Annotated in this window: 30 protein-coding genes, 1 tRNA gene and 1 pseudogene; 17 read left to right on the forward strand and 15 right to left on the reverse strand. The window is 62.1% G+C overall.

What is annotated here, in order from left to right; translation table 11 throughout:
• Positions 1-21: 21 nt before the first annotated feature.
• Together D8Y22_RS16855 and D8Y22_RS16860 are read left to right on the forward strand one after the other, a co-directional pair.
• On the forward strand, positions 22-714 hold the full coding sequence (locus D8Y22_RS16855) for a class I SAM-dependent methyltransferase (RefSeq protein ID WP_141465857.1): 693 nt from the start codon (positions 22-24) through the stop codon (positions 712-714).
• Positions 715-882: 168 nt separating this feature from the next.
• Positions 883-1,287, forward strand: a complete 405-nt coding sequence (locus tag D8Y22_RS16860) for a helix-turn-helix domain-containing protein (RefSeq protein ID WP_141465858.1) — start codon at positions 883-885, stop codon at positions 1,285-1,287.
• Between the two features lie 56 nt (positions 1,288-1,343).
• Here D8Y22_RS16860 and D8Y22_RS16865 read toward each other — a convergent pair whose 3' ends face one another.
• On the reverse strand, positions 1,344-1,625 hold the full coding sequence (locus D8Y22_RS16865) for a hypothetical protein (RefSeq protein ID WP_141465859.1): 282 nt from the start codon (positions 1,623-1,625) through the stop codon (positions 1,344-1,346).
• A gap of 323 nt (positions 1,626-1,948) precedes the next feature.
• Between D8Y22_RS16865 and trxA the strand changes: the two genes are divergently transcribed.
• From trxA to D8Y22_RS16880, 3 genes are all read left to right on the forward strand, one after another.
• A complete protein-coding gene (gene trxA, locus D8Y22_RS16870) occupies positions 1,949-2,308 on the forward strand; it encodes a thioredoxin (protein WP_141465860.1) in 360 nt (119 codons plus the stop codon).
• A 381-nt stretch (positions 2,309-2,689) separates the two neighbouring features.
• Entirely contained in the window at positions 2,690-3,139 is a 450-nt protein-coding gene (locus tag D8Y22_RS16875; protein WP_141465861.1) for a universal stress protein, read from the forward strand.
• 96 nt (positions 3,140-3,235) lie between these two features.
• On the forward strand, positions 3,236-4,183 hold the full coding sequence (locus tag D8Y22_RS16880; RefSeq protein WP_141465862.1) for a shikimate kinase: 948 nt from the start codon (positions 3,236-3,238) through the stop codon (positions 4,181-4,183).
• A 588-nt stretch (positions 4,184-4,771) separates the two neighbouring features.
• On the opposite strand, the gene D8Y22_RS16885 is transcribed toward D8Y22_RS16880, so the two are convergent.
• Positions 4,772-5,446, reverse strand: coding sequence for a type I 3-dehydroquinate dehydratase (locus D8Y22_RS16885; RefSeq protein ID WP_141465863.1), 675 nt, complete (start codon positions 5,444-5,446; stop codon positions 4,772-4,774).
• A 94-nt stretch (positions 5,447-5,540) separates the two neighbouring features.
• Between D8Y22_RS16885 and D8Y22_RS16890 the strand changes: the two are divergent.
• The 3 genes and pseudogenes from D8Y22_RS16890 (at position 5,541) to D8Y22_RS16900 (ending at position 7,105) form a co-directional block, all read left to right on the forward strand.
• Positions 5,541-6,107 (forward strand): annotated as a pseudogene (locus tag D8Y22_RS16890) (IS6 family transposase).
• Positions 6,108-6,515: 408 nt separating this feature from the next.
• A complete protein-coding gene (locus D8Y22_RS16895) occupies positions 6,516-6,755 on the forward strand; it encodes a hypothetical protein (RefSeq protein ID WP_141465864.1) in 240 nt (79 codons plus the stop codon).
• The gene (locus tag D8Y22_RS16900; protein WP_141465865.1) at positions 6,752-7,105 is read left to right on the forward strand and encodes a type II toxin-antitoxin system PemK/MazF family toxin; all 354 of its coding nucleotides are present in this window, start codon (positions 6,752-6,754) and stop codon (positions 7,103-7,105) included. Before D8Y22_RS16895 ends, D8Y22_RS16900 begins: the two co-directional genes overlap by 4 nt.
• A 296-nt stretch (positions 7,106-7,401) precedes the next feature.
• Here D8Y22_RS16900 and D8Y22_RS16905 read toward each other — a convergent pair whose 3' ends face one another.
• Together D8Y22_RS16905 and D8Y22_RS23175 are read right to left on the reverse strand one after the other, a co-directional pair.
• Entirely contained in the window at positions 7,402-7,719 is a 318-nt protein-coding gene (locus tag D8Y22_RS16905; protein ID WP_141465866.1) for a chorismate mutase, read from the reverse strand.
• 28 nt (positions 7,720-7,747) lie between these two features.
• Positions 7,748-7,882, reverse strand: coding sequence for a hypothetical protein (locus D8Y22_RS23175; RefSeq protein ID WP_281282408.1), 135 nt, complete (start codon positions 7,880-7,882; stop codon positions 7,748-7,750).
• 257 nt (positions 7,883-8,139) lie between these two features.
• On the opposite strand from D8Y22_RS23175, the gene D8Y22_RS16910 reads away from it, so the two are divergent.
• Together D8Y22_RS16910 and D8Y22_RS16915 are read left to right on the forward strand one after the other, a co-directional pair.
• A complete protein-coding gene (locus tag D8Y22_RS16910; protein ID WP_141465867.1) occupies positions 8,140-8,640 on the forward strand; it encodes a DUF5796 family protein in 501 nt (166 codons plus the stop codon).
• Positions 8,641-8,648: 8 nt separating this feature from the next.
• Entirely contained in the window at positions 8,649-8,894 is a 246-nt protein-coding gene (locus D8Y22_RS16915) for a DUF7508 domain-containing protein (protein WP_141465868.1), read from the forward strand.
• Between the two features lie 298 nt (positions 8,895-9,192).
• Here D8Y22_RS16915 and D8Y22_RS16920 read toward each other — a convergent pair whose 3' ends face one another.
• Entirely contained in the window at positions 9,193-10,104 is a 912-nt protein-coding gene (locus D8Y22_RS16920; protein WP_141465869.1) for a ribonucleotide-diphosphate reductase subunit beta, read from the reverse strand.
• Positions 10,105-10,188: 84 nt separating this feature from the next.
• Between D8Y22_RS16920 and D8Y22_RS16925 the strand changes: the two genes are divergently transcribed.
• The 3 genes from D8Y22_RS16925 to D8Y22_RS16935 all read left to right on the forward strand — a co-directional run bounded on the left by D8Y22_RS16925 (position 10,189) and on the right by D8Y22_RS16935 (position 15,132).
• Positions 10,189-10,821 carry a helix-turn-helix domain-containing protein gene (locus D8Y22_RS16925; RefSeq protein WP_141465870.1) on the forward strand — a complete coding sequence of 211 codons (633 nt, stop codon included), beginning with the start codon at positions 10,189-10,191 and terminating at the stop codon, positions 10,819-10,821.
• Positions 10,822-10,884: 63 nt separating this feature from the next.
• Positions 10,885-13,086, forward strand: coding sequence for an AAA family ATPase (locus tag D8Y22_RS16930; protein WP_141465871.1), 2,202 nt, complete (start codon positions 10,885-10,887; stop codon positions 13,084-13,086).
• Positions 13,087-13,167: 81 nt separating this feature from the next.
• Complete coding sequence (locus D8Y22_RS16935; protein WP_394348214.1) at positions 13,168-15,132, forward strand: glycoside hydrolase family 15 protein; 1,965 nt, start codon at positions 13,168-13,170, stop codon at positions 15,130-15,132.
• 25 nt (positions 15,133-15,157) lie between these two features.
• On the opposite strand, the gene D8Y22_RS16940 is transcribed toward D8Y22_RS16935, so the two are convergent.
• The 6 genes from D8Y22_RS16940 to D8Y22_RS16965 form a co-directional block, all read right to left on the reverse strand.
• On the reverse strand, positions 15,158-16,396 hold the full coding sequence (locus D8Y22_RS16940; protein WP_141465873.1) for a mandelate racemase/muconate lactonizing enzyme family protein: 1,239 nt from the start codon (positions 16,394-16,396) through the stop codon (positions 15,158-15,160).
• Between the two features lie 67 nt (positions 16,397-16,463).
• On the reverse strand, positions 16,464-17,531 hold the full coding sequence (locus D8Y22_RS16945; protein ID WP_141465874.1) for a glucose 1-dehydrogenase: 1,068 nt from the start codon (positions 17,529-17,531) through the stop codon (positions 16,464-16,466).
• Positions 17,532-17,712: 181 nt separating this feature from the next.
• Positions 17,713-18,171 (reverse strand): response regulator, encoded by a 459-nt coding sequence (locus D8Y22_RS16950; protein ID WP_141465875.1) that lies wholly within the window; start codon positions 18,169-18,171, stop codon positions 17,713-17,715.
• 125 nt (positions 18,172-18,296) lie between these two features.
• Positions 18,297-18,947 carry a bifunctional 4-hydroxy-2-oxoglutarate aldolase/2-dehydro-3-deoxy-phosphogluconate aldolase gene (locus tag D8Y22_RS16955; protein WP_141465876.1) on the reverse strand — a complete coding sequence of 217 codons (651 nt, stop codon included), beginning with the start codon at positions 18,945-18,947 and terminating at the stop codon, positions 18,297-18,299.
• A 45-nt stretch (positions 18,948-18,992) separates the two neighbouring features.
• Positions 18,993-20,291 carry an alanine--tRNA ligase-related protein gene (locus D8Y22_RS16960; RefSeq protein WP_141465877.1) on the reverse strand — a complete coding sequence of 433 codons (1,299 nt, stop codon included), beginning with the start codon at positions 20,289-20,291 and terminating at the stop codon, positions 18,993-18,995.
• Positions 20,292-20,358: 67 nt separating this feature from the next.
• Positions 20,359-20,874: a helix-turn-helix domain-containing protein gene (locus D8Y22_RS16965; protein ID WP_246084485.1), complete on the reverse strand. Its 516-nt coding sequence runs from the start codon at positions 20,872-20,874 to the stop codon at positions 20,359-20,361.
• 139 nt (positions 20,875-21,013) lie between these two features.
• Between D8Y22_RS16965 and D8Y22_RS16970 the strand changes: the two genes are divergently transcribed.
• The 4 genes from D8Y22_RS16970 (at position 21,014) to D8Y22_RS16985 (ending at position 23,338) form a co-directional block, all read left to right on the forward strand.
• Positions 21,014-21,098 (forward strand) — tRNA-Leu (locus tag D8Y22_RS16970).
• A gap of 492 nt (positions 21,099-21,590) precedes the next feature.
• Complete coding sequence (locus D8Y22_RS16975; RefSeq protein WP_141465879.1) at positions 21,591-22,154, forward strand: DUF420 domain-containing protein; 564 nt, start codon at positions 21,591-21,593, stop codon at positions 22,152-22,154.
• Between the two features lie 71 nt (positions 22,155-22,225).
• Positions 22,226-23,005, forward strand: coding sequence for an HAD-IIA family hydrolase (locus D8Y22_RS16980; RefSeq protein ID WP_141465880.1), 780 nt, complete (start codon positions 22,226-22,228; stop codon positions 23,003-23,005).
• A gap of 84 nt (positions 23,006-23,089) precedes the next feature.
• A complete protein-coding gene (locus D8Y22_RS16985; RefSeq protein WP_141465881.1) occupies positions 23,090-23,338 on the forward strand; it encodes a glycine zipper 2TM domain-containing protein in 249 nt (82 codons plus the stop codon).
• On the opposite strand, the gene gvpM is transcribed toward D8Y22_RS16985, so the two are convergent.
• Genes gvpM through gvpJ form a run of 4 tightly spaced genes read right to left on the reverse strand, consistent with a single transcriptional unit; the run spans position 23,298 to position 25,405 of the window.
• Entirely contained in the window at positions 23,298-23,546 is a 249-nt protein-coding gene (gene gvpM, locus D8Y22_RS16990; protein WP_141465882.1) for a gas vesicle protein GvpM, read from the reverse strand. The genes D8Y22_RS16985 and gvpM overlap by 41 nt on opposite strands.
• Positions 23,543-24,442, reverse strand: coding sequence for a gas vesicle protein GvpL (gvpL, locus tag D8Y22_RS16995; protein WP_141465883.1), 900 nt, complete (start codon positions 24,440-24,442; stop codon positions 23,543-23,545). The genes gvpM and gvpL overlap by 4 nt, the downstream gene beginning before the upstream one ends.
• Positions 24,439-24,783: a gas vesicle protein K gene (locus D8Y22_RS17000; RefSeq protein ID WP_141465884.1), complete on the reverse strand. Its 345-nt coding sequence runs from the start codon at positions 24,781-24,783 to the stop codon at positions 24,439-24,441. Before D8Y22_RS17000 ends, gvpL begins: the two co-directional genes overlap by 4 nt.
• Position 24,784: 1 nt before the next feature.
• Positions 24,785-25,405 (reverse strand): gas vesicle protein GvpJ, encoded by a 621-nt coding sequence (gvpJ, locus tag D8Y22_RS17005; RefSeq protein ID WP_141466081.1) that lies wholly within the window; start codon positions 25,403-25,405, stop codon positions 24,785-24,787.
• Between the last annotated feature and the right edge of the window lie 87 nt (positions 25,406-25,492).

Below are 25,492 nucleotides of genomic sequence, written 5' to 3' on the forward strand. Positions count from 1 at the left end.
GCGTATTCCAAGCCACGAACCATGACAGCCGACACTGCACAGGAATTCTACGGCCGCTGGGAGCGGCTTTACGATCTGATCGCGCGTCGAACGCCCGGCATTCCGGCGCTGCGTCGACGCGGAGCACTCGCTTGTCGACTCGAGCCCGGCGATACCGTCGTCGAGATGGGCTGTGGGACGGGTGCGAACCTGCCGTACCTGCGAGAACAGGTCGGCCCCGATGGCACTGTGGTCGGCATCGACTTCACCGGGCCGGTACTCGAGCGTGCACGCACGCACACAGCCGAGTACGACAACGTCCACGTCGTTCGCGGTGATGCGACGCAGCCACCGATCGGGTTCGACGCCGACACCATGGACGGGAGGGCCGATATCGATGCTATCCTCGCAACGTTCGTCGTCGGAATGCTCGCGGATCCGCCGGGGGCGGTCGACGACTGGTGTGAGCTGGTTGGCCCGGACGGACACGTTGTGCTCGCAAACGCCGCGTTGAGCGACGAGTGGTACGCACTACCGGTCAACGCCGTCTTTCGGGCGGTCGTCGTCCTGTCGACACCGCCGACGACGAAGCTGCGGTACGAGGGCCAACCCCATCGCCGCCTGGACGAGAAGATCGCTGGCGCCCACAGCCGTCTTCGCGAGCGCTCGAGTGCAGTTGCCGACGAAACCCACGTCTTCGGGGTCGTTCGACTCACCGGCGGCCGACTCGAGTAGCTGTCACGCGGGTAGCCGGCTGTCGAGGTTGGCGACCTGCACCGCATTACGACACCAGCATCGATCGCCTCCGTACAGCGCATATCGACGGTTACCGAGCATCGCTGTGGGTTTGCACAATATACACACAACCCTTATACCGGCCGGTCTCCTATCGACGATAGAACTATGGGAAACTCGCTGGCTGAACAACTGCAACAGGATATGGAGTGTGAAGGGTTACTCGAGTGTATTCACGGCCTCAAACAGCTCGATAAGGATTGCTTTCGCGTATTGGTCGAAAGCGAAGAGCCGCTGACGATCGACGACATCGCCGATCGCGTCGACCGCGAGCGTTCGACGGCCTACCGTGCGATCCAGCGGTTGCTCCAGAGCGGTTTCATCCAGAAAGAACAGATCAACTACGATCAGGGCGGATACTACCACGTCTACTATCCGACCGACCCGAGCCAGATCGCAACCGACATGCAACGGATGCTCAACGACTGGTACGCCAAGATGGGTCAACTCATCCACGAGTTCGAAAACAAGTACGACCAGGTCGAGGACCGCAGTGTCACAGTCGAAGGGTAACGATATCGGCGTTTCGCTCGAGCGTCCTAGCCCCCGTCAGCTGGTATCAGCGCTCGTCAAATGGTATCTGTTGGTTCGTACTCAGTGGCCATCCGGGTCGCCTCGGTGGCGTACTGTGCTTGTACCGCCGGATCGCCGACGGTACCGAGATTCGATGAATCGACGGTGACTGCTGCCGTCGTCGAACGCGTATCCGTCGAACTCGTCAGCGCCCGCTCTTTTCGGCGGTATCGCGTGCCATCGGGTGTCGCATAGATCAAAATGATCAGATTCTGTTCGTCGTCCGAATAGGTGCGTTCGACCAGCCAGACGCGTACCGTCTCGATGTCGTCGGCCATAGTTGGCGATACGGACTCACCCAGCATAATAGTTTGTGCATATTGCACAATATTTCTTGCAGAGATATTGTTTATGCCAGCAGCTATAGCCTCGACGCTACGACGGTATCCCACGGGGTCGGGCCCGGTAGCAGTTATGACTTTCCGTCCTATTCCAGGGATAATGGCACCTCAAGACCGACCAACAGCGTCCAATATGGTTTCGGTTGTCGGTCCGGTCCACCGGTTGACGCTCGAGTGACGGCCACGGTGTGATCGTCGCACGCCTATATTGTATAATAAATACAAAATAATTAAACACTCTCGTCCCGTAGGACAGCGTGATGACACCTGATGCATCCGATGGGTCTGCGGAACGGTCACCAACTGATCCACTCGACATCGAGAGCGACGCCCACCTCGAGGCGGTTCGCGACGAGCACGATGTCGTCCTCGTCGACTTCTATGCCGACTGGTGTGGCCCCTGCAAGATGCTCGAGCCGGTTCTTGAGGATCTTGCTTCGGAGACGGCGGCGACGGTTGCGACGGTCGACGTCGACCAGCAGCAACAACTCGCCGGCGACTACGGCGTTCGCGGCGTACCGACACTGGTCTTTTTCGCCGGTGGCGAGCAGGTCGAACAGCACACAGGCGCATTGTCAGGTGACCGACTGCGATCGATCGTCGAGAACTACACCGACTGAACGCCACACCGACCCCGACGTGCGCGATGTGATTATCGTCGGCTCATATCGTCTGCCGTACCGTTTTGCCGGAGACCGCGAGCCGTCCTGGGGTCGCTCCGGTACCCACCCACAATATCCGTATCAGACACCCCCGGCCTCTCGGCGGCCGTTTCGGCCCACGAGCGAATCTCGAATCGTTCGCACTCGAGGCCGAAGCATAGCTCGAATCCTGGCCCGCCACTGCAAGCTCCAGTCGCTCGTCGAGTCCGAACGGAGCAATTGAACGGTTCGTGTCACTGTATCGTCACTCCGAAACGAGAATATCGAATCCGTCCTCGTTCCACGGCCGATAGAATTGACCACAGAATTATCACCATTCCTCGAGTAGACGGAAGTGAAATGTACGACCGAATACTGTTACCGACGGATTTGAGCCCCGGCGTCAACGAGGCGATCGACCACGCGATCGACGCAGCACAGCGCTACGACGCCGAGTTGCACGTCCTCTACGTCGTCGACGCGGAGGCCTACAGCTCCTATCCCGGCGACGAGTACGTCCACGAGTTTGAGGGGTTAGAGAACGCTCTCGAGCAGGCGGGCCGCGATGCGGTCGCGTCGATCGCCGACCGGGCGGCCGACGCCGGCGTCGATACCGAAACTGTCGTCCGCCACGGCGTTCCCCACCAGGAAATCCTGCTGTACATGGACGAAGGCGATGTCGATCTGACGGTCGTCGGCTCGAAAAACCGATCGGGAGAATATCGACGGTTACTCGGTAGCGTCGCCGAACGCGTCGCGAACATGGCCGAACGACCGGTGACGATCGTCAAGACTCCCGTCGACGAGTAACGAGCCCTCGAGAACCCGGATGATACGAATACCGTGTGAGGAGGAGCTACTCATGAATCGCTATTCCTTTGTACACTCTTTCCATACGGACCCTCAATGAAAGGTCGTGCTGCTGCTCCTGCTGCTGGGACAATTCTTTGTGCGTTCGCAACAGGATACGGATCCGCGTTCGGTATCGACAAATACGGGACTGCGACTGTAGAACTCGATAATTCTGGAACGGTTACGGGAGCGGTCAAAGGAAAATCCAACATCGATACGACGCTCATCGAACGGTGCGCCGAACGTTGTATCGAACGGTTCGGAGACGGGGAAGGAGCGACCGTGACGACCGATAGTGATATTCCGATGGCCGCGGGCCTCAAATCCTCGAGCGTCGTCGCCAACGCGTCCGTACTGGCGACACTCGATGCGCTCGACGTTGCAATCCTCGATGCAACGACACAGAACGGCGTCCGGAGCGATGGTGGACAGCGACGTATCACCGGGCAAAACGACGCCACTAGCACCAACGACGCCGATCACTCGGTGACGATGCTAGAAGCAACTCGCATCGGCGTCAACGCAGCACGGGATGCAAACGTCACCACGACCGGTGCGTTCGACGATGCGACGGCATCAATGTTCGGTGGTGTGACAGTGACAGATAATTCAGAAGACGAGCTCATTCAACGCGACACCATCGACTGGGATGTCCTGGTTTGGACGCCACCAAAACAGGCGTTCAGTTCCGAAGTCGATCACGATCGTTGTAAACAGTTGGCACCGGTTGCTGACGAAATACTCGACATGGTAGTAGAGGGGAGGTATAAGGAAGCGATGATGCTGAACGGATTTGCGTTTTGTACGGCGCTACGGTTTACTGCAGAACCGATTCTCGAAGCGTTACCAGCGACGAAGGGCGTCTCTCTTTCTGGATCCGGACCGAGCTTTGTTGCCGTCGGCGAGCGAGAATCCCTCGAGTCGGTTAAAGAAAAGTGGGAGCTTCGCGAGGGGTCAGTCTGGTTTACGACGACGGTGGAAGACGGTGCACGAATCTTATGAATACATGTTTGATTTGTGTCTTTCCCGGGATTTTATCGAACATTGAAATTACCAGTTGAGAGAATCCATATTCGGTAGCTCGTCGAGATGTGCATCTGCCATGGTCCTCTGTGGAGTCCCGCACTCCTGTCGACTACTCTTCGTTCTCGCCGCTGAGATCGTCCATACAGCCGGCGAAACCAACGGTCGCTTCCGCACTGACTGCTTTCATGAACGTACATCGATTTCAGTAGCTACTTCCTGCATCAGTGTCTGCCATGCGCTATCTTCTCATCGCATCGCAGAGAATGTATTTTATAGTTGTGTCGGTTGGACAGATGTGCTCTGGTTGCATTCACGACCGACGCTGTTGGTAATACGGCGATGATCGATCGGTCACTGGAGTCGTTCGTGTTGTTGAAGGGATCTCGAACTAGCCGTTTCGTAACGAGGGATGGTTAGTAGTTGGTTCCCTGGGTTGGACGCCCGATCCCCATTCGAAGTCACTTTACTCACATATGGACTATTGTAATTCAGTGAGCGGGCTGCGGTCGATCGGAGAGAGCAGCGACCGAAAATACGGAGCAATGTGGCTGGTACTCGAGCGCATTATACGAGGTCGTCGGCGAGACGGCGGAGCGTCTCGATATCGTACTGGCCGGGTGCCGTTGCCTTCGTCGGGTCGACCGGTGCATATCCGATTGCGGAACCGTACGCGAACGCGACGGCCCGCGTGTGACCGCCGACAGCACCCATCGACATGGTAGCGACCGTTTCACCACGTGAACTGTGTTTGTATGTCACCTCGAGGAGAGCGAGCGTATCATCGTAGTCGTCTGCTGTGACAGCGAGCTTGGCAACGTCGCCGTATTCGCCAGCGTCACGTAAGAGGCGACTCAGTTCGTCTGCGGGAGGTGTCTCCTCGAAGTTGTGCGTCGAAACGATAACCGAGACGTCCTGTTGCGATGCTGCCTCGAGTAGTTCGGTTCCGTCTCCGTCCTCGAGTGACGCCAGTTCGATGTCGACGGCTTCGACGTTGGGAGAATCGACTGCCGTGGTCAGCGTCTCGATCCGGTTTTCGTCAGGTGCCTCACCACCTTCCCACTCGGCGCGGTTCGTCACGATGAGAGGCAGGTCGCCGTCGTATTCGGCGAGGGCCTCGAGCGGAGAGTCGGCGAGGTCCATTCGGAACTCGATAGCGTCGGCGGACGGACGCGCATTCGGTTCCTCAGAGAGATCCGCTATCGCCGCAGCAAGCGTAAACGGCTCGAAATCGAGTGTCATACCTGGACGAGTGGTGGTATAATATTTATATCTACTGTCGTCTGTACTGGCGGTGTTCAGATAAGGATGAGGCGATTCGTTTTCTGAGTGATCTATGCCCGAAAACGACCGCCTCAACGGTTGTTTAGACGAGATCACCGTAGCGTTTGTTGAACAAGAAGCGACACCGCGATTGCTAATGAAGCGCAGTATTTAGCTGCATCTTGCTGACTCTCGCTTTTGAATACTGTATCTATTATTGAGGTATTTGGTGTCGAACGCGCTCAGCCCACCGTTCACAATTGGGTTCTCATGGCCGACCTACAGCCCGGGTCTGGTCGGTGTCCGGATTACGTTTCGGTTGACGAAACTATAATCTAACTAAATAATGAGCAGTATTGGCTGTACACTGCAGTCGATCCTGAGACTAACGAATTGTGCCATACAAAGCTTGAACCGACAACAGCAAAGGTACTCGCTCATTCGTTTCTGACGGAATTCTCCGAGAAACACGACATCTTCGACGCCGTGTTTTCCGTCGATGGATCGCACTCGTTACAAGATGCATGTCAGCGTCACGGCTTCGATTTCAGATCCGAGCAACATGGAAATCGGAATGCTGTTGAACGTGTCCTTCGATATAAAACGACGGACTTTCTGTTTCTCAAACTTCTTTAGCTGAAATAGAGGGCGCTAAGCCCTCGTCCGTAAGGAGCGAACAGAGCATAGCGACGGGGATACAGCGTTCACAAGAGCAAGCTCTTGTACAGCCCATCAGAACTTCGGTTCTGAGGACGCCCGCACGAGAACTCCGTTCTCGTGGATGCTGTGGATACGCTTTCCGTGTCTGCAAGTCGCGTCGTAGAAGCAGGAAGCTCCGTCCTCAAGGAACGAACGGCGCAAGCCGTGAGTGAGTAGGGCGGAGTAGTTCACGAGATAGAGTATCTAAGACGTGTGTTTTAAATCCTACCGATTCTCTCGCTGCTCAACTTTGTTCAGGTAGATGAAATCCATGGTACGAGTCACAGAAAATATCTGCCGTGGGTAATAGTGGGCAACACTTATTCAGCAGTGGGTCCAAGTCGGTAACATGACGAAAGTAGATGCTCGGGACCTACGAACTAACGAGACCGATGATCGAGGTCGAATCTATCTCGGAACGGAGTACGCGAACAAGCGTGTGACCGTCGCCGTTGTTGAGGTAGAATCTGACCATCCCAACGAAGATGAACTGGCTGCTGCGTACCGCGAGGCATCTGAGAGTGCGGAAGAGCTTGCAGAAGAGTGGGACGAAGCATCGGACGAGGCGTGGGACAGGCTGGATAAATGAGCGAGGACTCGGAAATTCGTCGCGGCGACGTTGTTATCGTTCGACTCGATCCTGCGGAAGGGCACGAAATGAAGAAAACTCGCCCTGCGGTAGTCGTCCAGAACGACGTTGGGAATAACAATGCTAGCACGACTATCGTTGCACCCGCGACGGGGACATATCGGGGCTATCCGTTCGAGGTTCTCGTTGAAGCAGCGGAGTCGCCGTTCGAGAAGGATTCCTCGATTCGCCTCGATCAAATTCGTGTCGTCTCCATCGAAAAACGGATTCACTCGGTGCTTGGGAGTCTCGACAGAGAGTCGGTGGAGGCAGTGGACGAAGCGTTGAAACTGAGTCTCGGACTGGACTGACGTATCTGCTGTGATCAGTATAGGCTGAGGCGTTACCGCTGCGGTCGTGATGCAAGCAGTGCACCCGCGAGCGACCAACGGGAGCGAGCGGCCTTTTTAGCGTAGATTTTTCGAGGAGCGGTGAGCGAGCAACGCGAGCGAACCCGACGAGAAAAAGGTACGTATGCACGTGTAGTGTCCGCTGGTTCTGGTGATCGGTCTACTGCTCAATCCGTTCAACACAAACCAACTGAACAGCAGCCGGAAGATTTCTAATCGCTTATTAGCGCTACACGCGCTTAGAAACCCGATTAGTGCTATCTAGTGTTCCTTTGCTCAACCTTGTTCAGTTCGATCAGCAGCCGGAAGATCGCCTTGACGAGATTCGCGTCGACATCGAACTGTTCGGCGTTTTCGCCAGCCCGATCCATCACCTGTTGTTCTTGGCTTTCGTCGGTCGTCGGCAGATCCTGCTCGGCTTTGACCTGGGCGATCGTGTCCGCGACGTAGGTTCGCTGGGCGATCAGTTCGACGATTTCGCGATCGATCGTTTCGATCTCCTCGCGCAGTTCGTCCAGACTCATCTCGTCCGGCGTCCGATTCCCCGTGCCGTCTGTAGCGGTCTCTCGAGTCATGTCGTATGTGTGTCGTCCGTTCGCATCGTCAGTAATCGTCTCGCTCCGCCGCGGTCGTCCCCCAGTCGTAGCCTCCTCGAGCGGGATGGAGTCGAACGCCGGCCCTGATCGCAAACGCATTCAGGATCGATCCGGCTGCTGGCGCGACGGCGCGGCCGTCCATACGGAACCACTCTCAGACCGCGTATTTACGGCTGACGGTATCACCGAGCGGGCTGCGATGGACCCTTTCGCACTGACTCGAGCAGGCCGTAGAGCACGTATCGGCGTACTCGCGGCTGATGTGGGAGTGGTTCCGGAGCCGTCCGTTCTGGCGAAAGCCGCGAGATCCAAAGACCTGCATGGAGGTCGTTGTCCTCGAACGGCGCCTACGTCGTTGGGAACGTACCGTTTTTCCCCGATCCGAACGAACGGACCACTATGAGTGCACGCAGTAACGTCGCCCCGAGTACGATCGGCGTCGATCTCGTCGATGGCGGAGTCGTCGTCGAGTATCTCGACGGTCGTGAGGTTTTTTACCACGGGCCGCCGGATCCGGTCGCGGAGTCGCTGACGACGCCGCCTGGCAAGCACGTCCACGTTCTCGTCACCGATCCCGACGGGATCGAGGGGGTCATGACCTATGTCAACGACCGCGACACCCACGACGACATTCTCGAGACGACCGGCGTCGGTCGGGTCATGCTCGAGGAAGACGACGAGGAGGTGCTGTATCCTGGGGTCACCGTCTCGACGGCAGCGTATTCGATCCGGGTCGAGGCCGACCTCGAGGTCGTCGACGGTCGGGTGTTCGTCTTCGCAGAAGACGAGATGAGCGAACACGCCTACGAACTCGTCGCCCCCGAAACCGTCGACGAGCAGTCGGCTTCGGGCGGTCTCGACGATGAGAGCTCCACCGCTGACGATACCGCTGGGGTGTGATCGAGTCGATGCCACTCCAGAAATCCTGGCAATCCCTCGACCGCGAGACCGTCTCGAGCGTCCCCGACCGACCCGGCGTCTACGAACTTGGCGACGAGTCGGGGACGGTAGTCTCGATCGATTACGGTCCGTTGCAGGACGACCTCAAGAGCGCGCTGGCATACGGCGACGACGACCGTGTTCGCTGGACGACGACCCACACTATCGAGCAGGCCCGCGAGCTCGCCGCCGAGCATCGCGACCGACTCGAGTGAGATGTCCGGACAGCAGTCACGGATACGTTCGGCTGTAACGTGTTCCCGGAATGAGCGGGGCTATTGTCCCCGAGCGACGTAGGGGAGGGTAGTTTACACTCGTACCAGGTGGCGTCGTCCCGCTGGGTCTGGACGACCATACCACACGGTGACGTGGCGAACGTGTATCTGCGTTTCTCCGATGTGAGAGGTGATGTGACGGAGTCGAGTACGCCCGTAGCGGGATTACTGGAAGTCATTTCCGGCGCAACCGCCGTCGGTTCGCGGTTGCGCCGGTAAACCGTTGCAGCAATCCGTATCAGGCGTCAAGCTGTGTGAGCTCTTCCACGTCCGGAATGTCGGCGCTTGCGGAGGTGATCTGTTGCATTCGCTGTTCGTGCTTTTGGGTCGCGTAGGTTGCGAGTTCGGACGGGCTCGGGCCGGGGCCATCTGCGCCACCGCCGTCGCCACCGTCGCCGCCGTCCACGAGACTCGACTGGACGAGCGGGACCAGATCGCCGACCGTCTCCCGGATGAGCGACGGATCGACGTCCTCCTCGGCGACCAATGCCTTCAGTTGGGCCATCCCGAATCCGACGTGGCGGCCCTCGTCGCCGCGGATCTGTGTGAGTCCATCGACGAGGCCGGGAAGATCCGGAAGCGCGTCTTCGTCTTCACCGTAGGCCAGCGTTAGACCGTAGTAGCCCGTCTGAGCCAGAATCCCTTCGATCGTCATGTGGTAGTGACAGTGGGCCTTCGCCCGCGTCTCGGGCGTGTCCTCCTCGAGAAGTCTCGTCATCGCTTCCTCGTTGCGCTCGAACAGTTCGTCGTAGGCGTCGTCGAACCAGTGGTCGGCCGTCGGCGACGAGAGCTCCTGCCCACGTCGCTGCTCTTCCGTGTGAACGACCTCCCGCCAGTAGCGATCGAAGAAGTCCGCGTGCTTCGACTCCTCGTAGAGTTGGGTCGTGATGAACAGCTGATCGTCGATATCCTCGAGGACGACGGCCAGCGGCGCGAGGTCCTCGGTAACGGCCTCTTCACCGGCACCGAACTTCGCGAGTGACTCTTTGAGTGCCTCGAATCCGGGCTCGGACAGCTCCGCGACACCCTCGAGGTCGGCTTCGAGGTCGATGTCGTGTGGGTCCCAATGGCGTTCGACTGCGTTGCGATAGTATCGATGCGACCGTCGCTCGTCGTCGAGTTGCATCTGCGGCTGGCTGCTAGTTGCCATATCGATCGTGAGTATTTGCCAGACGGCGTTGAGCGTAACTCTCATACATTAAGCCATTTATATACTGTCGCCGAACATGTGGGTATGGGTCTCGTCGCGGAGTTTCAGGTTCGCTCGCTCGAGTTACCATTGACCGATGCGGTTGCTGCGGTGCCGGACGTCACGCTGTACATCGATCGAATTCTCGTCGTCGATCCGGATCGACCGGTCGTCTTCTGTCGGGCCGTCGGTCCGTACGAAGCGTTCCGCGAGGCACTGGCAGACGATCCAACGGTCGATGCCCACGCCACCGTCGACGAGTCGACGGAGAGCGCCCTCTACCGAATTACGCTCTCCGATCCGCCGCTGCCGATTTACCGGAAGTTCGTCGAGGTCGGGACCACCCCGCTTGGCGGTATCGTCACCGTCGACGGCTGGTGGTCTCGAGCACGCTTTCCCGACCGCGAGGCGTTGGCCGAGTATCGGGCGTTCTGTCTCGACCGTGGCGGCACCTTCTCCCTCGAGCGGTTGCGCCAGGAACCGGGCAGCGACGGTCCGCCGCTGGGGCTCACCGAACAACAGTACGACGCCCTGCTCGTCGCCCGTGAGGAGGGATACTTCACCGTGCCCCGCGAAACCTCGACGAAGGCGATCGCTGACGAACTCGGTATCTCGCCACCGGCCGCGTCCGAACGCATCCGACGCGGGATCGACCGCGTGCTCGAGAACGCGCTGTGACCGAGACTCGACCGCTCGAGGCGTGGGGCAATTCTCAAGACGATCGACGCGAAAGGAACTGATATGAGTGGATCGGACGCCGACGGCGTGACGCTGTCGGTCCAAGCCGCGGAGAAGCGCGACGCCGGTCGCGGCGTCGCACGGGTCCCCGAACAGGCGCGACGACGACTCGGCGTCCTGAGCGGCGACACCGTCGTCATCGAAGGCGACGAGCGGACCGTCGCCAAGCTCTGGCCCGCGGATCCATCGATCCCCGAGAACGCCATCCAGGTCGATGCGGACACGCGAGCCAACGCCGGCGTCCACGTCGGGGATACGGTCACCGTTCGCTCGAAGGATACGTCCTCGATCCGGGACGCCGAGCGCGTAACACTCGCCCCCCCGCCATCGGTCTCGAGCGGTGCCGACCAGCTCAGTACTCGCGAGGCGACGAAGAAACTCCGCAATCGCCCGGTTCGGGTCGGCGAACAGGTCCGTATCGAGGGCGTCGGCACCGATCCGTTCCGGGTCGTCGACACCGATCCTCGCGGGGACGTTCGCATCACGAGTTCGACGACGATACGGGTCGTCCAGACCGAGTCGAACACCGCCTCGAGCGATTCGTCGACGGCCACCAGCGGCGGGACCGAACAGTCGACGGCGTCTAACACCGAGACCGACTACGACGGCGACGTCGAGCCCAGTTCCGGCGTCACCTACGAGGACATCGGCGGGTTAGACGAGGAACTCGAGCTCGTTCGCGAGATGATCGAGCTCCCGCTGTCGGAGCCAGAACTGTTTCAGCGACTGGGCGTCGAGCCACCCTCGGGAGTCTTGCTCTACGGCCCGCCAGGGACAGGCAAGACGCTGATCGCCCGCGCGGTCGCCAACGAGGTCGACGCCAACTTCGAGACGATCTCCGGGCCGGAGATCATGTCGAAGTACAAGGGCGAATCCGAAGAGCGTCTGCGGGAGGTCTTCGAGATGGCCGAGGCGAACGCGCCGACGATCATTTTCTTCGACGAGATCGACTCCATCGCGGGCACCCGCGACGACGAGGGCGACGCCGAAAACCGGATCGTCGGCCAACTGTTGACGCTGATGGACGGCCTCGACGGTCGGGGTGACGTGATCGTCATCGGGGCGACCAACCGGGTCGACACGATCGACCCCGCACTTCGCCGGGGCGGGCGCTTCGACCGCGAGATCCAGATCGGCGTCCCGGACGAGGAGGGGCGCACGGAGATCCTCGAGGTCCACACCCGTGGGATGCCACTCGCCGACGACGTCACGGTCGAGACGATCGCTCGACGAACGCACGGGTTCGTCGGTGCCGACTTAGACGGCGTCGCGAGCGAAGCGGCGATGGCAGCGATCCGGGATCGCCCGACCGAAACCGACGAACGCGAGGCGTGGAACCGCGATCCGCTGGTCCACAAACGTCACTTCGACGAGGCGCTGGCGTCGGTCGAACCGTCCGCGATGCGCGAGTACGTCGCCGAGTCGCCGACCACTGACTTCGCGGATGTCGGTGGTCTCGAGGACGCCAAAGGAACGCTTCGGGAATCGGTCGAGTGGCCGCTGACCTACGATCGGCTCTTCGAGGAAACCAACACGGATCCACCCTCGGGCGTCCTGCTCTATGGACCGCCGGGCACTGGCAAGACGCTGCTTGCCCGCGCGCTGGCCGGCGAGACGGACGTCAACTTCGTTCGGGTCGACGGCCCTGAGATCGTCGACCGCTACGTCGGGGAGAGCGAGAAGGCGATTCGCGAGGTGTTCGAACGCGCCCGCCAGTCCGCCCCCTCGATCGTCTTCTTCGACGAAATCGACGCCATCACCGGTGCACGCGGCGAGAGTCACGAAGTGACCGAACGGGTCGTCTCCCAGCTCCTGACGGAACTCGACGGGATGCGCGAGAACCCGAATCTCGTCGTCCTCGCGGCAACCAATCGCAAGGACCAGATCGATCCCGCCTTGCTCCGGCCGGGCCGACTCGACACGCACGTCCTCGTCGGCGAACCGGACCAGGCGGCCCGCGAGAAGATCCTCGAGGTCCACACCCGAGGCAAACCGCTCGCCGACGACGTCGACGTGGCCGATCTCGCAGCGGACCTCGAGGGTTACACCGGCGCCGACCTCGAGGCGCTGGTCAGAGACGCCTCGATGAAGGCGATTCGGGAGGTCGCCAGCGAGCACGATCCCGACGATGCAAACGCCAAAGCCGACGAGGTCGTCGTCGAGCGACGCCACCTCGAGGCAGCACGCGAGAACGTCGACACCTGAAGTGATTCGAAAACGGGTCGCATCTAAAGTCCCGGAGACCGTCGCCGCCTGTGACGGTCGCCGACGGCGTCCCGGCGGTTGCTGGCCAACGATTCTTGGCACACGCGGTGGTTACATCGACACCGACTATCCTGCATGAAGTATCCACCACTTCGTGACTACGGCGTTATCGGCAACGACGACCGGTGTGCACTCGTGAGCCGTCACGGCTCGATCGATTGGTGTTGTTTTCCTCACCTCGAGTCGTCGAGCGTCTTCGCTCGCCTGCTGGACGCTGCAGACGGTGGTCACTTCGCTATTTCGCCGGCCGCGGCCTACGAAGCGCATTTCGACTACGTCGACCGGACCAACGTCCTCGAGACCACGTTCGAGACGGCGAACGGGCAGGCGACGGTCACCGACTTCATGCCGATTCCCGACGGGAGTACCGGTGCCGAACGCGAATCGGGGGTCGAAGAACTGTTTCAGCAGGCGATCTACCGCCGCCTCGAGTGCGACCGCGGCGAGATCGATCTCGAACTCGAGTTCGCACCGCGGTTCGATTACGCCCGGACGACGCCGTCACTCGAGCGAGTCGACGACGGCGTTCTCGCTGCGGGAGAGGACGAGCGGCTGGCGCTGTATGCAGGCGGCGCTATCGACGATCTCGAGCTATCGTCGTCGGCGACCGTGACGGGCACGGCATCGCTCGAGGCCGGCCAGAGCTGCTGGACCGGCGTCCAGTACGGCGGTCGCGAACCGTTGGCGACCGGCGACCCCGAAGCGACGCTCGACGAAACGAAGCGCTACTGGCGGGAGTGGCTCGGCCACCGTGAGGAGCCGCCCGGTGCGATGCCCGAGCGTTGGCACGAGATGGTCGGTCGCTCGGAACTCGTCCTGAAACTGCTCATCCATCAGGAGACGGGGGCGATTCCCGCCGCGGCGACGACATCGATTCCGGAGAAGATCGGTTCGGACCGCACCTGGGACTACCGCTACAACTGGATCCGCGACGCCAAGTTTACCGTTCAGGCACTGCACGACACCGGTCACCGCGAGGAAGCCAGGAAGTACTTCGAGTGGTTCGCCGACATCGCCCGGACCGATCCCGAAGATATCCAGCCGCTGTACGACCTCCACGGCGAGACCGATATCGTCGAGCGGGAACTCGAGCATCTCGCTGGCTATCGTGAGACTGGACCCGTACGGATCGGCAACGGCGCGGCGCCACAGCGGCAACTCGACGTCTACGGCACGATCGTGCAGGCGATCTACGAGACCATGCAGTTCGACGAGACGACGGATATTCGCGACGAGTGGGACGCGATTTACTCGATCGTCGACTACGTCTGTGACCACTGGAACGAACGCGACGCCGGCATCTGGGAGTTTCGCGACGAGCGTCGTCACTTCCTGCACTCGAAACTACTGTGCTGGGTCGCACTCGATCGCGGGCTCGCACTGGCGGCCGACCACGACCTCGAGGCCCCGATCGATCGCTGGACGGAGAGTCGCGACGCCGTTCGTGAGGCCATCGAAACCCGGGGATACAGCGAATCGGCCGAGAGTTTCGTCCAGCACTTCGAGACCGACGAGGCGATCGACGCCGTCGCCCTGCTGATTCCGATTTACGAGTTCCTCCCACCCGAGGACGACCGCGTCCAGTCGACGATCGACACCGTCCTCGAGCGCCTCACTACCGACGAGGGATTCGTCGTCCGGTTCGTCGACTCGGAGATCCGTCCCGACGAGCAGACGGGGTTCGTCCTCTGTTCGTGCTGGCTGATCGACGCGCTCGTGCTGTCGAATCGAATCGATCTCGCTCGAGAGTACTTCGAATCGCTCCTCGACTGTGCGAACCCGCTCGGACTCTACGCCGAGAAGATTGATCCCGACGACGGAACCTTGCTTGGGAACTTTCCGCAGGCGTTCTCCCACCTCGGGCTAATAAACAGCGTCACCTATCTCTCGCGAGCGCTCGAGGTCGACGGCGACGTGACACCCGAGAACTTCCACCCGGACCACGTGGAGACGCTGTTCAGGCGCGGCGATTCGCCGACGACGTGAGCGGTGGCTCGGCTCCGTCGATCGGTTAGGCCTCGTCGAAGATCTCCTCGCCTTCGACGGCGTGTTCGGCGACGACATCCATGTCGAGCGTGACACCGAGGCCCGGCTGTTCCGGAATCTCGATGTAGCCGTCGTCGATGACATCCTCCTCGACGAGGTCGGCCCACCACTCGAGTTCGTATGAGTGGTACTCGACGGCGAGGGCGTTCGAGACGGCCGCACCGACGTGGGCACTCGCCATGGTCGCGACCGGTGAGGCGACGTTGTGCATCGCGACGGGCACGTAGTAGAGATCCGCGAGGTCGGCGATTTTTGCTGTCTCGCGCATGCCACCGACCTTCGGCATGTCTGGGGCGATGATGTCGACGGCCTGACCTTCAATCAGCCGACGCTGACCGTGGTTACGATAGACGTTCTCGCCGACGGTGATCGGCGTCGTCGTCGACTGGGTCACCTCTCGCTGCACGTCGTGATTTTCCGGCGGGACGGGATCCTCGAGCCACCAGACGTCGTACTCTTCGAGGCGTTTCGCGAGGCGCTTGGCGGAGCCGCCGGAAAACGACCAGTGACAGTCGAAGGCGACATCGGCACGGGAGCCGACCCGTTCGGTAACGGCCTCGACGATCGATGCCTTGTGTTCGATCTCCGGTTCGCGGAGATGGCGGTTCGCGCGGTCTTTCTCGTGGCCGGAGGGGACGTCGAGGTCGAATTTCAGCGCGTCGAAGCCCAGTTCCTCGACGACGCGTTCGGCTTCGTCGGCACAGGCGATGGGGTCGGCTTCTTCTTCGGTGTGACAGTCGCAGTAGACGCGGACGTCGTCACGATACTTGCCACCGAGTAACTGGTAGGCCGGCACCTCGAGGATCTTTCCTGCCAGATCGTGCAGGGCGACCTCGATGCCGGAGATGGCGGTGACGGTGACGCCGCCGATCGAGCCCTCGCCGGACATCTTCTGGACGAGGTGTTCGGTAAGACGGTCGATGTCGAGTGGATTCTCACCCCGGAGAAACGGCGCCATGCGCTCGATGAGTTCGGGCGCGCCTGCCCCCCAGTAGGCTTCGCCGGTGCCGACGATGCCAGCGTCGGTGTAGACGCGGACGAGCGTCCAGGGGAAGTTGCCGTCGACCATCGTGGTCTGGATATCGGTGATCTCGACATCCCGTCCGCCACCGCGCTCGCGAGTGACGTTCATCGTCTCCGCGGAGAGGTCCCGCATCGTGTACTCGGCGTTCGGGTCGTGTAGTTGTGAGTAGTCGACTCCCATAGGCTGAATTACTTACTTTGATCGTAGTAATGGTTTTCATCGGTCGCTTCGTTGAGGCGTTTGCAGATCAGACGGTATCGAATTCGACGGCCGTCTTGATAACGTCATCCCCCGTCCCGAACGCGGCGTCGTACGCCTCGAGATCGTAGACACCGGTTACGAGGTCTGCAAGGACCCACTCGGGCAACTGTGAGAGCGTGTCGATCGCCGATTCGAAGTGGCCGCGATTCGAGTTGACCGTGCCAAGCAGCGCTTTGTTGTGGAGAACGAGTTCACGGTGGAGTCGGCCGCCGTCGACCTCGAACGACCACGGCTCGGGGACCCCGAGGAGGACGCCGACGCCGTTGGGTGCGAGCGCGTCGACCGTCTCGAAAGCGTGTTTGGCGTAGCCGGTCGCCTCGTAGACGAGGTCGACGGCTTCGTACGCCTCTGGAATCGCCGACACCGGCGTCTCGCGAGAGTCGATATACGTCGATCCCAGCGCTTCGATGAGATCGATCGACGGATCCGGACGGTCGCGTCGACCCAGACAATAGGTCCGATCCACGTCGTAGATCGTCTCGAGCATCGCCAGCGTCAACAGGCCGAGCGACCCGTTTCCGAGGACGAGCGCCGACTCGTGATCCCACTCGAAGGCCGCTCGCGAGGCGAAGGCGTGCTCGAGGGCTTTCTCGGTGATGCTGATCGGCTCGACGAGGAATCCGTGTTCGGCGAGGTCGGCGGAAATCGCCACCAGATCCGTCGCCGGACTGGTAACGTACTCGGCCATGAAGCCGTGAGCGCCGACGATCCCTCGTTCGACGTACTCCCCGTCAGGGGCCATATCGGGCTCACCGCGCTCGAAGTACGCGTTGGTGCCGTTTGGCGGCCGTCGGACCGTCGGGACGACGTACTCCCCCCGCTCGAGGTCGGTGCCGTTCGGATCCTCGACGACGCCGACGGCCTCGTGACCGAGGACGAGTTGGTCCGCCCCCGCAGGTACGTCACCGTGGTGGCCGGCGATGACTTCGTGGTCGGTTCCATCGACGCCAACGCGAAGCGTCCGAACGAGGGCCTCGCCCCGCGCTGGTTCGGGACGGGGAACGTCGACGAGAGCCGGTGTTCCAGCCCCGGGCTCGACTGCGATCGCTTTCATACGTCCACGTTAGTCCCGAAGCCTAAATCATTTACTCAATCGGTAGTGAATTATGGAATCGAGCTGATAGAGTAGGTAAACGGCCGATTCATACGGACTCATACGGTCTGGTCTAACGTGTTTCTGGCACATCCACAGAACCGCTCCCCGTTACGCCGGTGACGGCGTACAACGGTCCTTCTTAGCTCTCCGTGGGCGGTTGCTGGACGATCGACAACCACAGATCCTCGATCTCCTGGACAAACTCGAGAAAATCCTCGGGCTCGACCGGTTTCTGGACGTAGTAGTCGGCTTCGAGGCCGTGTGATTTGATGATCTCTTCGCCGACGCTCGAGCTCGTCAACACGACGACCGGAATGTCCGAGAGCACCGGCTCGTCGTTCATCCTCGAGAGGATATCAGCACCGTCCGTTCCCGGTAACTGCGGCTCGAGCAAAATCAGATCCGGCTGTGAGGCGTCTGCAAACTCCCCTCGCTGATAGAGAAAGTCGAGGCTCTCGTCACCGTCGGAAACGGTGTAGACGCTGTTCGTTAGCTGCGTCTCGGCGAAGGATTCGGTAAAGAGGCGAGTGTCGCCTGGGTTTGGTTCGATCAGTAAGATATCGATCAGATTTACGTGCTCATCGCCTGTTCCAGTCATGCCAGACCCTTTCGAGCGCACCGGTAAAATACCGTAGGCGCTAACGTAACCTGACACGTATCTGGAGTCGTCACTGTTCGACATTCCGTAGCTGAACGGGCGGAAACTGTACTACCGAGTCCCGATCACGTTCGCGTTGCCTCGACGGCCTCGACGAACGACGCGGCCGTCTCGCGCACTTCGTCGAAATCGCCGTCTGCGATCGCGTCGTAATCGACGAGTGCGCTGCCGGCGCCGACGGCGACAGCGCCGGCGTCGAAATACGCCCCGACGTTGTCCTGGGAGATCCCGCCGGTCGGAACGATGTCGACGTCGCCGAACGGCCCCCGGATCGAACTGATGTGAGCCGGGCCGACGGTCGCGGCGGGAAAGAGTTTGAGTACGTCCGCGCCGGCCTCCATTGCCGTCATCGTCTCCGTCGGCGTCATCACGCCGGGTGCCGACAACACGCCGTGTCGGTTACACGTCTCGACGACCTCGAGATCCGTATGCGGCGAGACGACGAACGACGCGCCGGCGTCGATCATCGACTGGGCCGTCGCGGCGTCGTGGACCGTTCCCGCACCGACGACGGCGTCGGTTCCCGCCAGTTCTCGGGCGACGGCGACGAGTTTCTCGCGCGCTCGCGTCCCGTCGGCAGTCACCTCGAGTGCGTCGACGCCACCCTCGTGTATCGCTCGCGCGGCGGGGACGATATCGGATTCGTCGATCCCACGGAGTACTGCGATGACGCCACCGTCGACGATTCGATCCCGGACCTGTTGGGTCGAAGCCATTGGCGCGTCTTCGAGCGCCTACATTAAGAGCGTTGACACTGAGCCTTACTCGAGGGCGCGACGAACGTCCTCGAGGCCCGCGTCGAACCCGCCACCCTGTGCGAGTTGCGCCGAGCCACCACCGCCGCCGCCGACGGTCGCCGTTATCTCCTCGAGAACCGCCGTCGCCGACTGAGAACCGACCGCACCGACGACCGCGTACCCAGTGTCACTCTGGCCGACGGCGATGACGACATCCGCTTGCCCGTCGTCCACGCCGACGGCCACCCCCTCGTCGTCGGTCTGCTCTTGAACGACATCGCTGACGACATCCGTTGGCACGTCGCCGACGTCGGCGAGTAGCCATCCTTCGTCGTCCCGGTCGATCGTCGATGCGCGCTCGAGTCGCTCGGCGACGAGTTCGCGTTCTCGCTCTCGAAGTTGGTCGGTAAGGGCCTCCCGGTCGTCAACGAGTCGCGCCGCCTCGTCACCGACCGCATCGATGCTCGTTCCGAGCACGCGTTTGGCGTCGAAGGCTGCCCGTTTCTCCGCCGCTCGGCGATCGATCGCCATCGGCCCGACAGCCAGTTCGAGACGGGTCTTCCCTTCGCCGGGGTTCGATCGGCCGAGCACCGTCACTGGGCCGATTTCGCGCGTGTTCCGGACGTGAGTACCGCCACAGGCCGCGACGTCCCAGTTGTCGGAACCGTCCCCGTCGGCGATACTGCCGGTCGATCCATTGCGGAGCGCGGTCGTGTGTCCGTTCTCGGTCTTGTCTTTCCCGCCGATCGTCACGAGTCGAACGCGGCCGTCCTCGAGCGCGCCGTCTTCGGTCGCGTCGTTGAACGCCACGTCCGACCGGTCCCGTACCGACCCGACTGGCACCGACTCCCAGGAGACCGGCCGCGACTCCCAGACGACGCGGTTGACCAGTCGCTCGAGGTCGATCATCGTCTCGTCGTCGATCGGCGTCGGCGTCTCGAGGTCGACTCGAACCTTCTGCTCGCCGATGTCGAACCCGGCGTAGCCGAGGTCCTCGAGAAGCCGTCTGCCGGCGCCGTAGAGGACGTGACTGGCGGTGTGAGCCCGCAGACAGTACAGTCGAAACGCCCGGTCGATCGAACACAGCACCCGCCGGCCGGGCGAGAACGACGGCTCCGCCGCGAGGTGATGCACCTGCTCGCCGTCGACGAGTTGGACGGCGACGACTTCATACTCGCCGATCGAGCCCCGGTCGGCCGGCTGGCCGCCGCTTTCTCCGTAGAAGTAACTTCGCTCGAGCCGGACTTGCCGTCCGTCGACGGCGGTCACCTCGGTCTCGAATCGCGTCGTATACGGCTCTGCAGCTGCCCGTTGTCCGCTCATCGGTCGTACTCTACCGTCCGCCACCAAAAAGCTGCTCGCCGAGGCACCCGCTCACTCGCGTCGGCGATCACTCCGAGAGTTCGATCTCGAGGTAGTCCTCGATGGCTTCGATGAGGCCGCCACCGATTCCGGCCTGCGTTGCTCGTCCCTGTTCGATCGCGAGGAGATCCTTCTCGCGAGCGCCCAGTTCCTCGGCGAGTTCCTCGCGCTGTAAGCCCGCCTCTTGGCGCGCCTCGACGAGGACATCGCCGTAAGAGGAGACGAGATACGGCAACGGATCGTCGCTGTAGTTCGTCCCTTCTTTTTCCCAGTGTTCGGAGTCGCCGTCCCACACCGGGTTCGCCTTGGCGACGTTCTGAGCCGCCTTCTGCTTGCGGCTCGGTTCGTCCTCGCGCGAGTCGTCGCGAGACTGGTCCTGTCCGCTTGGGCCGCGCTGGCTGTCGTCGTGGGGCGCACAGTCCCGACAGACCTCGAGTTCGGCACCGGCGACGTTCGCGAGCCGGAGCGAATCGCTTTCGGCGCCACAGAGTTCGCAGTTCGTCCCGCCGCCCCCGGAGGACGAACCCGTCGAGTATTTGGCCATGATACCATTTGGCAACTGTCGCATTTTAACGCTCCGTTCGACCCGGTTCCGTGTGAGGTCGACGCAGTCGCAAGCACAAAGGAAAGGGCTTTTATAATCACGCTGGATACGATTGAGTGCAGTAAGAAAGACACCGCGAGCGTGGGTAGCCAAGCCAGGCCAACGGCGCAGCGTTGAGGGCGCTGTCCCGTAGGGGTCCGCCGGTTCGAATCCGGTCCCACGCATCGCACGGGTGGACGATCTCCACCAATTGCGAGGCGGCATCGCCGCCGAGCACAACGATGCAGGTGATCTCCCTTCGTGGACATCACCCACGCATATTCCTTCAGAACACTACGATCCAAAAGCGACGGCTTCGCGACGGGCTACCGACTCAGCATACTGATACGGATTACTGTAACGATGTACCGGCACAGCCGCGACCCGGGCGGCGGTTGCGTCGGTACATCGTTACAGTAATCCGTACCACTCCTCGGTCGTCCACCTCGTTCACCGGCCGTCCGGATCCAGGAGAGTGCGACCGTACCGATCGGCGAGCACGCCGCACAACGGCACGAAGACAAGCGCCGGGCGGTGTAGACCGTCCACCAGCAGGCCGATGCTGGTCGGCGACACCCCGAAGGCGTCTTCGCTCGAGTTCGACGAGTCGAACGCGCCGCCGTCGAGTCGCGCGGAGAGACAGAAACGGCTTTCCCGTCCCGGTCGAAGGTCGGCATATGACGTTCGTCCCGCGAGAGCGCGTCCGTCCGCTGACGGTTCTCTTGAGCGTCGTCTCGCTGGTGGTGGTGTTTGCGGCCGCCGGCGGCCAGGTTCCGCGATCGGCGGTACCGACCGCGCCCCAGTGGGTGCTCGAGTCGATCCCGTACGTCAACGTTGGCATCAGCGCGGCCGCGATCGTGACGATCACGGTGGGGTGGCGAGCGATCCGTCGAGGGAACGTCGACCGGCACCGACTCGCGATGGTCGCGTCGTTCGGCCTGTTCGCGAGCTTTCTCGTCCTCTATCTGTATCGGCTGGTCGCGACCGGCGGGCCCCAGCCGTTTCCCGGCCCCGAGACCGTCTACCAGTTCGTTTACCTTCCGGTGCTCGCGATCCACATCCTGCTCGCGATCGTCTGCGTGCCGCTGGTCTACTACGCGCTGTTGCTCGCGGGCGCACACTCGGTGACGGAATTGCGTCGGACCGCCCACGCCCGCGTCGGGCGCATCGCCGCGGCGCTGTGGCTCGTCTCGTTCTCGCTGGGCATCGTCGTGTTCGTACTCGGTCACGTCATCTACTGATTGTCCGTATGGCGTCGGTTCGGGGACACCCTTTCCAAACACTCAATCGCCGGCCGTCCCTACAGTAGTCCATGACCGACTACGAGGCGGCGATTCTCGACGTCGACGGGACGATCGTTCGGGGAGACGCGTTACTCCCGAACGTGACCGACGGCCTGGCAGCCCTCAAGGCCGCGGACTGTGATCGACTCCTGTTTTCGAACAACCCGACCCGCGACGGTGGCTACTATCGCGATCGACTCGAGCCACACGGGATCGACATCGATCCGGAGCGGGTGCTCACCTCGGCGGCCGTCGCCGCGTCGTACCTGTCCGACAATCACCCCGGTGCGACGGTGTATCTCGTGGGCAGTGACCGCCTCGAGGCGATTCTCGAGGGCGCGGCCGTCGAGCTTACCGACGATCCCGACGCAGCCGATGTCGTCCTCGGCTCGTTCGACAAGGAGTTCTCCTACGGCACGCTGTGGGAGTCACTGCGGGCGCTCGAGGGCGACGTTCCCTTCTACGGCACCGATCCGGATACGACGATTCCGATCGACGACGGCCAGATACCGGGCTCGGGCGCGATCCTCGCCGCGATGGAAGCCGTCGCCGGCCGCGAACCCGACGCTGTCCTCGGCAAACCCTCGAGCGTCGCGGCCGAGGCGGCGATGGATCGTCTCGGGACCGAGCCCGCCAAAACGCTCGTCGTCGGCGACCGCCTCGATACGGACATCGCGCTCGGCAACCGGGCCGGCATGACGACGGCCGTCGTCGAAACCGGCGTGACCGACCCCGCGACGCTCGAGGCCTCGCGGATCGAACCCGACTACGTCCTCGAGTCGCTCGCCGCGGTCGACCGGCTGCTGTAGCCGGCGATCGGAGCCGTTCACAGCGGACGCGTGATCGCCGACTCGAGAGACATGTTTATTTACGTGACTCACCACGGACTAGGTATGGAAGCGAAACTCCCGACCGACGACATCTCGGCACTAAGAGACAATCTGACGACGATCGCACGCCGCGCTCGATACGCGGCGATCGGTGCTGCAGTCGGTGCCGCGATCGGCGCGGTGTTCAGCCGTAACGCGGCCAGTACTGGCGGCGCAATCGGCGGGCTCGCCGGCGCGCTCGTCGCCGATACCCAGGACACCGCCAGTTCGGTTATCGACGACGTCCGGACCCGTAAGAGCCCCGACGAGTAACCGCTGACCGGCGGTGTTCGAGGTCCCACTCCTCGAAGAGCCCGTACTCGGTCATCGTCTTCATCCCCGCGATAGCCGCGGTGAGCTTGATCCCGACGAGTGGCACGTCGGCGACGGAGAGGATCACGTCCGCCCGAAGGATGGCCCCATCTCGCAACAGCACATCGAGGACGTCGACGAGCGCTTCCTGGTCCTTGCTCGGTCTCATGGATTCGCCCCTCCAGCGTCCTGTGGGTCCGACTCGCCCAGTTCCGGCGCGAACGTATACGGCGGCCACGGGCCGGTGAATCGAACCTCGAGACCGTCGGTCGAGGCTACGTCGTCGAGAATCGAGCCGACCACCCCCTCGTCGGCCTCGTGGGCCAACAGCGTGAGCCGACAGAGCGTCTCGCCCTCGTCGCGCTCGTCCGACACCGCATCCGCGTCGAGCGAGGCCGTCGGTGATCGTTCGAGGGCGTGGACCTCCCGGACCGTCTCGGCCAGTCGCGACTCGAGGTCGGCGGTCACCGATTCCCGACGAGCGGCCCGTCGCTCGGCCAGACGCTGGTCGCGCTGTTTCTCGAGGAGAAAGGCGGTACCGTCTTCGGCGTCGTCGATCTCGGACTGCAGGTCGGCCAGTCGCTCGTCGCGTTCGATCAACGTCTCGTCGTCGATCGGATCCGTCTCGACGACCTCGACGCGGTACTCCCAGTGGCCGGCCAGTCCCGAGAGTGCACGCTCGAGAGTCTCCCGTTCCTCGCGGAGCCACTCGCGGACGGCCCCATCGTCCCCCCGGAGGATCGTATCGAACTGGAAGGGGATCGGCGTGTCGAATCTCTCGCCGGCGTCGTCGACGACGGTCTGGTGGCGCACCAGCCAGCGCCGAATCTCCGTCAGATCCGACGAGTCGTAGAGCCCGTCGCAGGGGTGGACGACCGCGCCGATGCCGTTCTCGACGACGACCGACACTGGCTCGTCGTCGACACCGGTGGTCTCGAGCGTGGTATCCGCCCCGGCCTGGACGATGCAGTAGAGATACCGGCCCTCGTCAAATTCCGGAACGTCCCCCGCGGTATCGGTCGTCTCAGCGGTCCGGTCGCCCGGATCGGCGTTCTCGAAACTCACTCCTGCTCACCTCCGAAGACCGAGTAGCCGGGCGCCTGAGAGATCGTCGGCTCGCCGTGAAGTTGCTCGATCGCGTCGTTGACGAGGCCGTCGAGATCCCCGCGAAGGTCCTCGACGCCGTCTTCGATTCCCTCGTCGGCTTTGAGCTGTTCGATCTCGGCCTCGATCGTCGCGAGCTGGGTGCCGAGGCGTTCGATCTCCTCGTCGGCCAGTGCGCCCGACTCCATCCGCCGAACTGCCTCGCGCTCGAGTGCGTCGATCAGAATCTCGACGACGGTCACGACGAGCGTGAGCAGCCCCTGGCGGGCGTCCGTGCCGTCGCCGACGTCGATCTGCGTCACGTCACTCACCCCCCGATTCTTCGGTCGCTGTTTCGGTGGTTGGTTGGTCGTCGATATCCGCCGTATCGCCTTCCCCGGTAGCACTCGCATCGTCCTCGGCGGCGTCGCCCGAATCCCGCTCACCCTCGTCGTCGCTGATCATGTCGAAGCCGCCGGCCGTCGGCCGTTCCGGGTCCGGACGCGCGCCGAGGTGTTCGGTGCCCCGATCCGATGGCTCGAAACTGCTGTCCGTTTCGTCCCCGTCGTTGGCTACAATGCCACTCCGGTTCTCGCCGTCGTTCGATCCCTCAGCGTTCGCGTCGCCGCCGTCGCTCTCGTCGGGCGTCACGTTGACGCTTCGGGTCGGATCGATCGCGGGATTCGGTCGTTCCATCTCCGCGAGTTCGGGATCGCCGGCCGCCTCGGCGACTCGCCGCATATCGGTTCCCTCGGGGAACTCGAGGCCGTACTTCGCCGCGGTTTCGAAGGAGGCGATGGCCGCACGAAGCTGGACGCCGAGCAGTTGCGTGTCGCCGATCGAGACCGCGATGTCGGCGTTGATAACGATCCCCTTGTCCAGCAGCATCTCGACGACCTCGGCGAGGTCCGTCTTCTGGCGGCTCGGCTGGAAGTCATCGACCACGGCACTCACCTCCCTTTTCGAGGCCTCGTTTCGGACGTGGATCGTGCTGTCGGCCACGCTCGCTCGAAGATCGGATTCGGTCGCAGG

Source organism: Salinadaptatus halalkaliphilus (genome assembly GCF_006543045.1).
GTDB classification, from domain to species: domain Archaea; phylum Halobacteriota; class Halobacteria; order Halobacteriales; family Natrialbaceae; genus Salinadaptatus; species Salinadaptatus halalkaliphilus.

Bases quoted from the DNA above. Each gene is read 5' to 3' on its own strand.
- D8Y22_RS16855 (WP_141465857.1), top strand. From the start codon at position 22: ATGACAGCCGACACTGCACAGGAATTCTACGGCCGCTGGGAGCGGCTT.
- D8Y22_RS16860 (WP_141465858.1), top strand. From the start codon at position 883: ATGGGAAACTCGCTGGCTGAACAACTGCAACAGGATATGGAGTGTGAA.
- D8Y22_RS16865 (WP_141465859.1), bottom strand. From the start codon at position 1,625: ATGGCCGACGACATCGAGACGGTACGCGTCTGGCTGGTCGAACGCACC.
- trxA (WP_141465860.1), top strand. From the start codon at position 1,949: ATGACACCTGATGCATCCGATGGGTCTGCGGAACGGTCACCAACTGAT.
- D8Y22_RS16875 (WP_141465861.1), top strand. From the start codon at position 2,690: ATGTACGACCGAATACTGTTACCGACGGATTTGAGCCCCGGCGTCAAC.
- D8Y22_RS16880 (WP_141465862.1), top strand. From the start codon at position 3,236: ATGAAAGGTCGTGCTGCTGCTCCTGCTGCTGGGACAATTCTTTGTGCG.
- D8Y22_RS16885 (WP_141465863.1), bottom strand. From the start codon at position 5,446: ATGACACTCGATTTCGAGCCGTTTACGCTTGCTGCGGCGATAGCGGAT.
- D8Y22_RS16895 (WP_141465864.1), top strand. From the start codon at position 6,516: ATGACGAAAGTAGATGCTCGGGACCTACGAACTAACGAGACCGATGAT.
- D8Y22_RS16900 (WP_141465865.1), top strand. From the start codon at position 6,752: ATGAGCGAGGACTCGGAAATTCGTCGCGGCGACGTTGTTATCGTTCGA.
- D8Y22_RS16905 (WP_141465866.1), bottom strand. From the start codon at position 7,719: ATGACTCGAGAGACCGCTACAGACGGCACGGGGAATCGGACGCCGGAC.
- D8Y22_RS23175 (WP_281282408.1), bottom strand. From the start codon at position 7,882: ATGGACGGCCGCGCCGTCGCGCCAGCAGCCGGATCGATCCTGAATGCG.
- D8Y22_RS16910 (WP_141465867.1), top strand. From the start codon at position 8,140: ATGAGTGCACGCAGTAACGTCGCCCCGAGTACGATCGGCGTCGATCTC.
- D8Y22_RS16915 (WP_141465868.1), top strand. From the start codon at position 8,649: ATGCCACTCCAGAAATCCTGGCAATCCCTCGACCGCGAGACCGTCTCG.
- D8Y22_RS16920 (WP_141465869.1), bottom strand. From the start codon at position 10,104: ATGGCAACTAGCAGCCAGCCGCAGATGCAACTCGACGACGAGCGACGG.
- D8Y22_RS16925 (WP_141465870.1), top strand. From the start codon at position 10,189: ATGGGTCTCGTCGCGGAGTTTCAGGTTCGCTCGCTCGAGTTACCATTG.
- D8Y22_RS16930 (WP_141465871.1), top strand. From the start codon at position 10,885: ATGAGTGGATCGGACGCCGACGGCGTGACGCTGTCGGTCCAAGCCGCG.
- D8Y22_RS16940 (WP_141465873.1), bottom strand. From the start codon at position 16,396: ATGGGAGTCGACTACTCACAACTACACGACCCGAACGCCGAGTACACG.
- D8Y22_RS16945 (WP_141465874.1), bottom strand. From the start codon at position 17,531: ATGAAAGCGATCGCAGTCGAGCCCGGGGCTGGAACACCGGCTCTCGTC.
- D8Y22_RS16950 (WP_141465875.1), bottom strand. From the start codon at position 18,171: ATGACTGGAACAGGCGATGAGCACGTAAATCTGATCGATATCTTACTG.
- D8Y22_RS16955 (WP_141465876.1), bottom strand. From the start codon at position 18,947: ATGGCTTCGACCCAACAGGTCCGGGATCGAATCGTCGACGGTGGCGTC.
- D8Y22_RS16960 (WP_141465877.1), bottom strand. From the start codon at position 20,291: ATGAGCGGACAACGGGCAGCTGCAGAGCCGTATACGACGCGATTCGAG.
- D8Y22_RS16965 (WP_246084485.1), bottom strand. From the start codon at position 20,874: ATGGCCAAATACTCGACGGGTTCGTCCTCCGGGGGCGGCGGGACGAAC.
- D8Y22_RS16975 (WP_141465879.1), top strand. From the start codon at position 21,591: ATGACGTTCGTCCCGCGAGAGCGCGTCCGTCCGCTGACGGTTCTCTTG.
- D8Y22_RS16980 (WP_141465880.1), top strand. From the start codon at position 22,226: ATGACCGACTACGAGGCGGCGATTCTCGACGTCGACGGGACGATCGTT.
- D8Y22_RS16985 (WP_141465881.1), top strand. From the start codon at position 23,090: ATGGAAGCGAAACTCCCGACCGACGACATCTCGGCACTAAGAGACAAT.
- gvpM (WP_141465882.1), bottom strand. From the start codon at position 23,546: ATGAGACCGAGCAAGGACCAGGAAGCGCTCGTCGACGTCCTCGATGTG.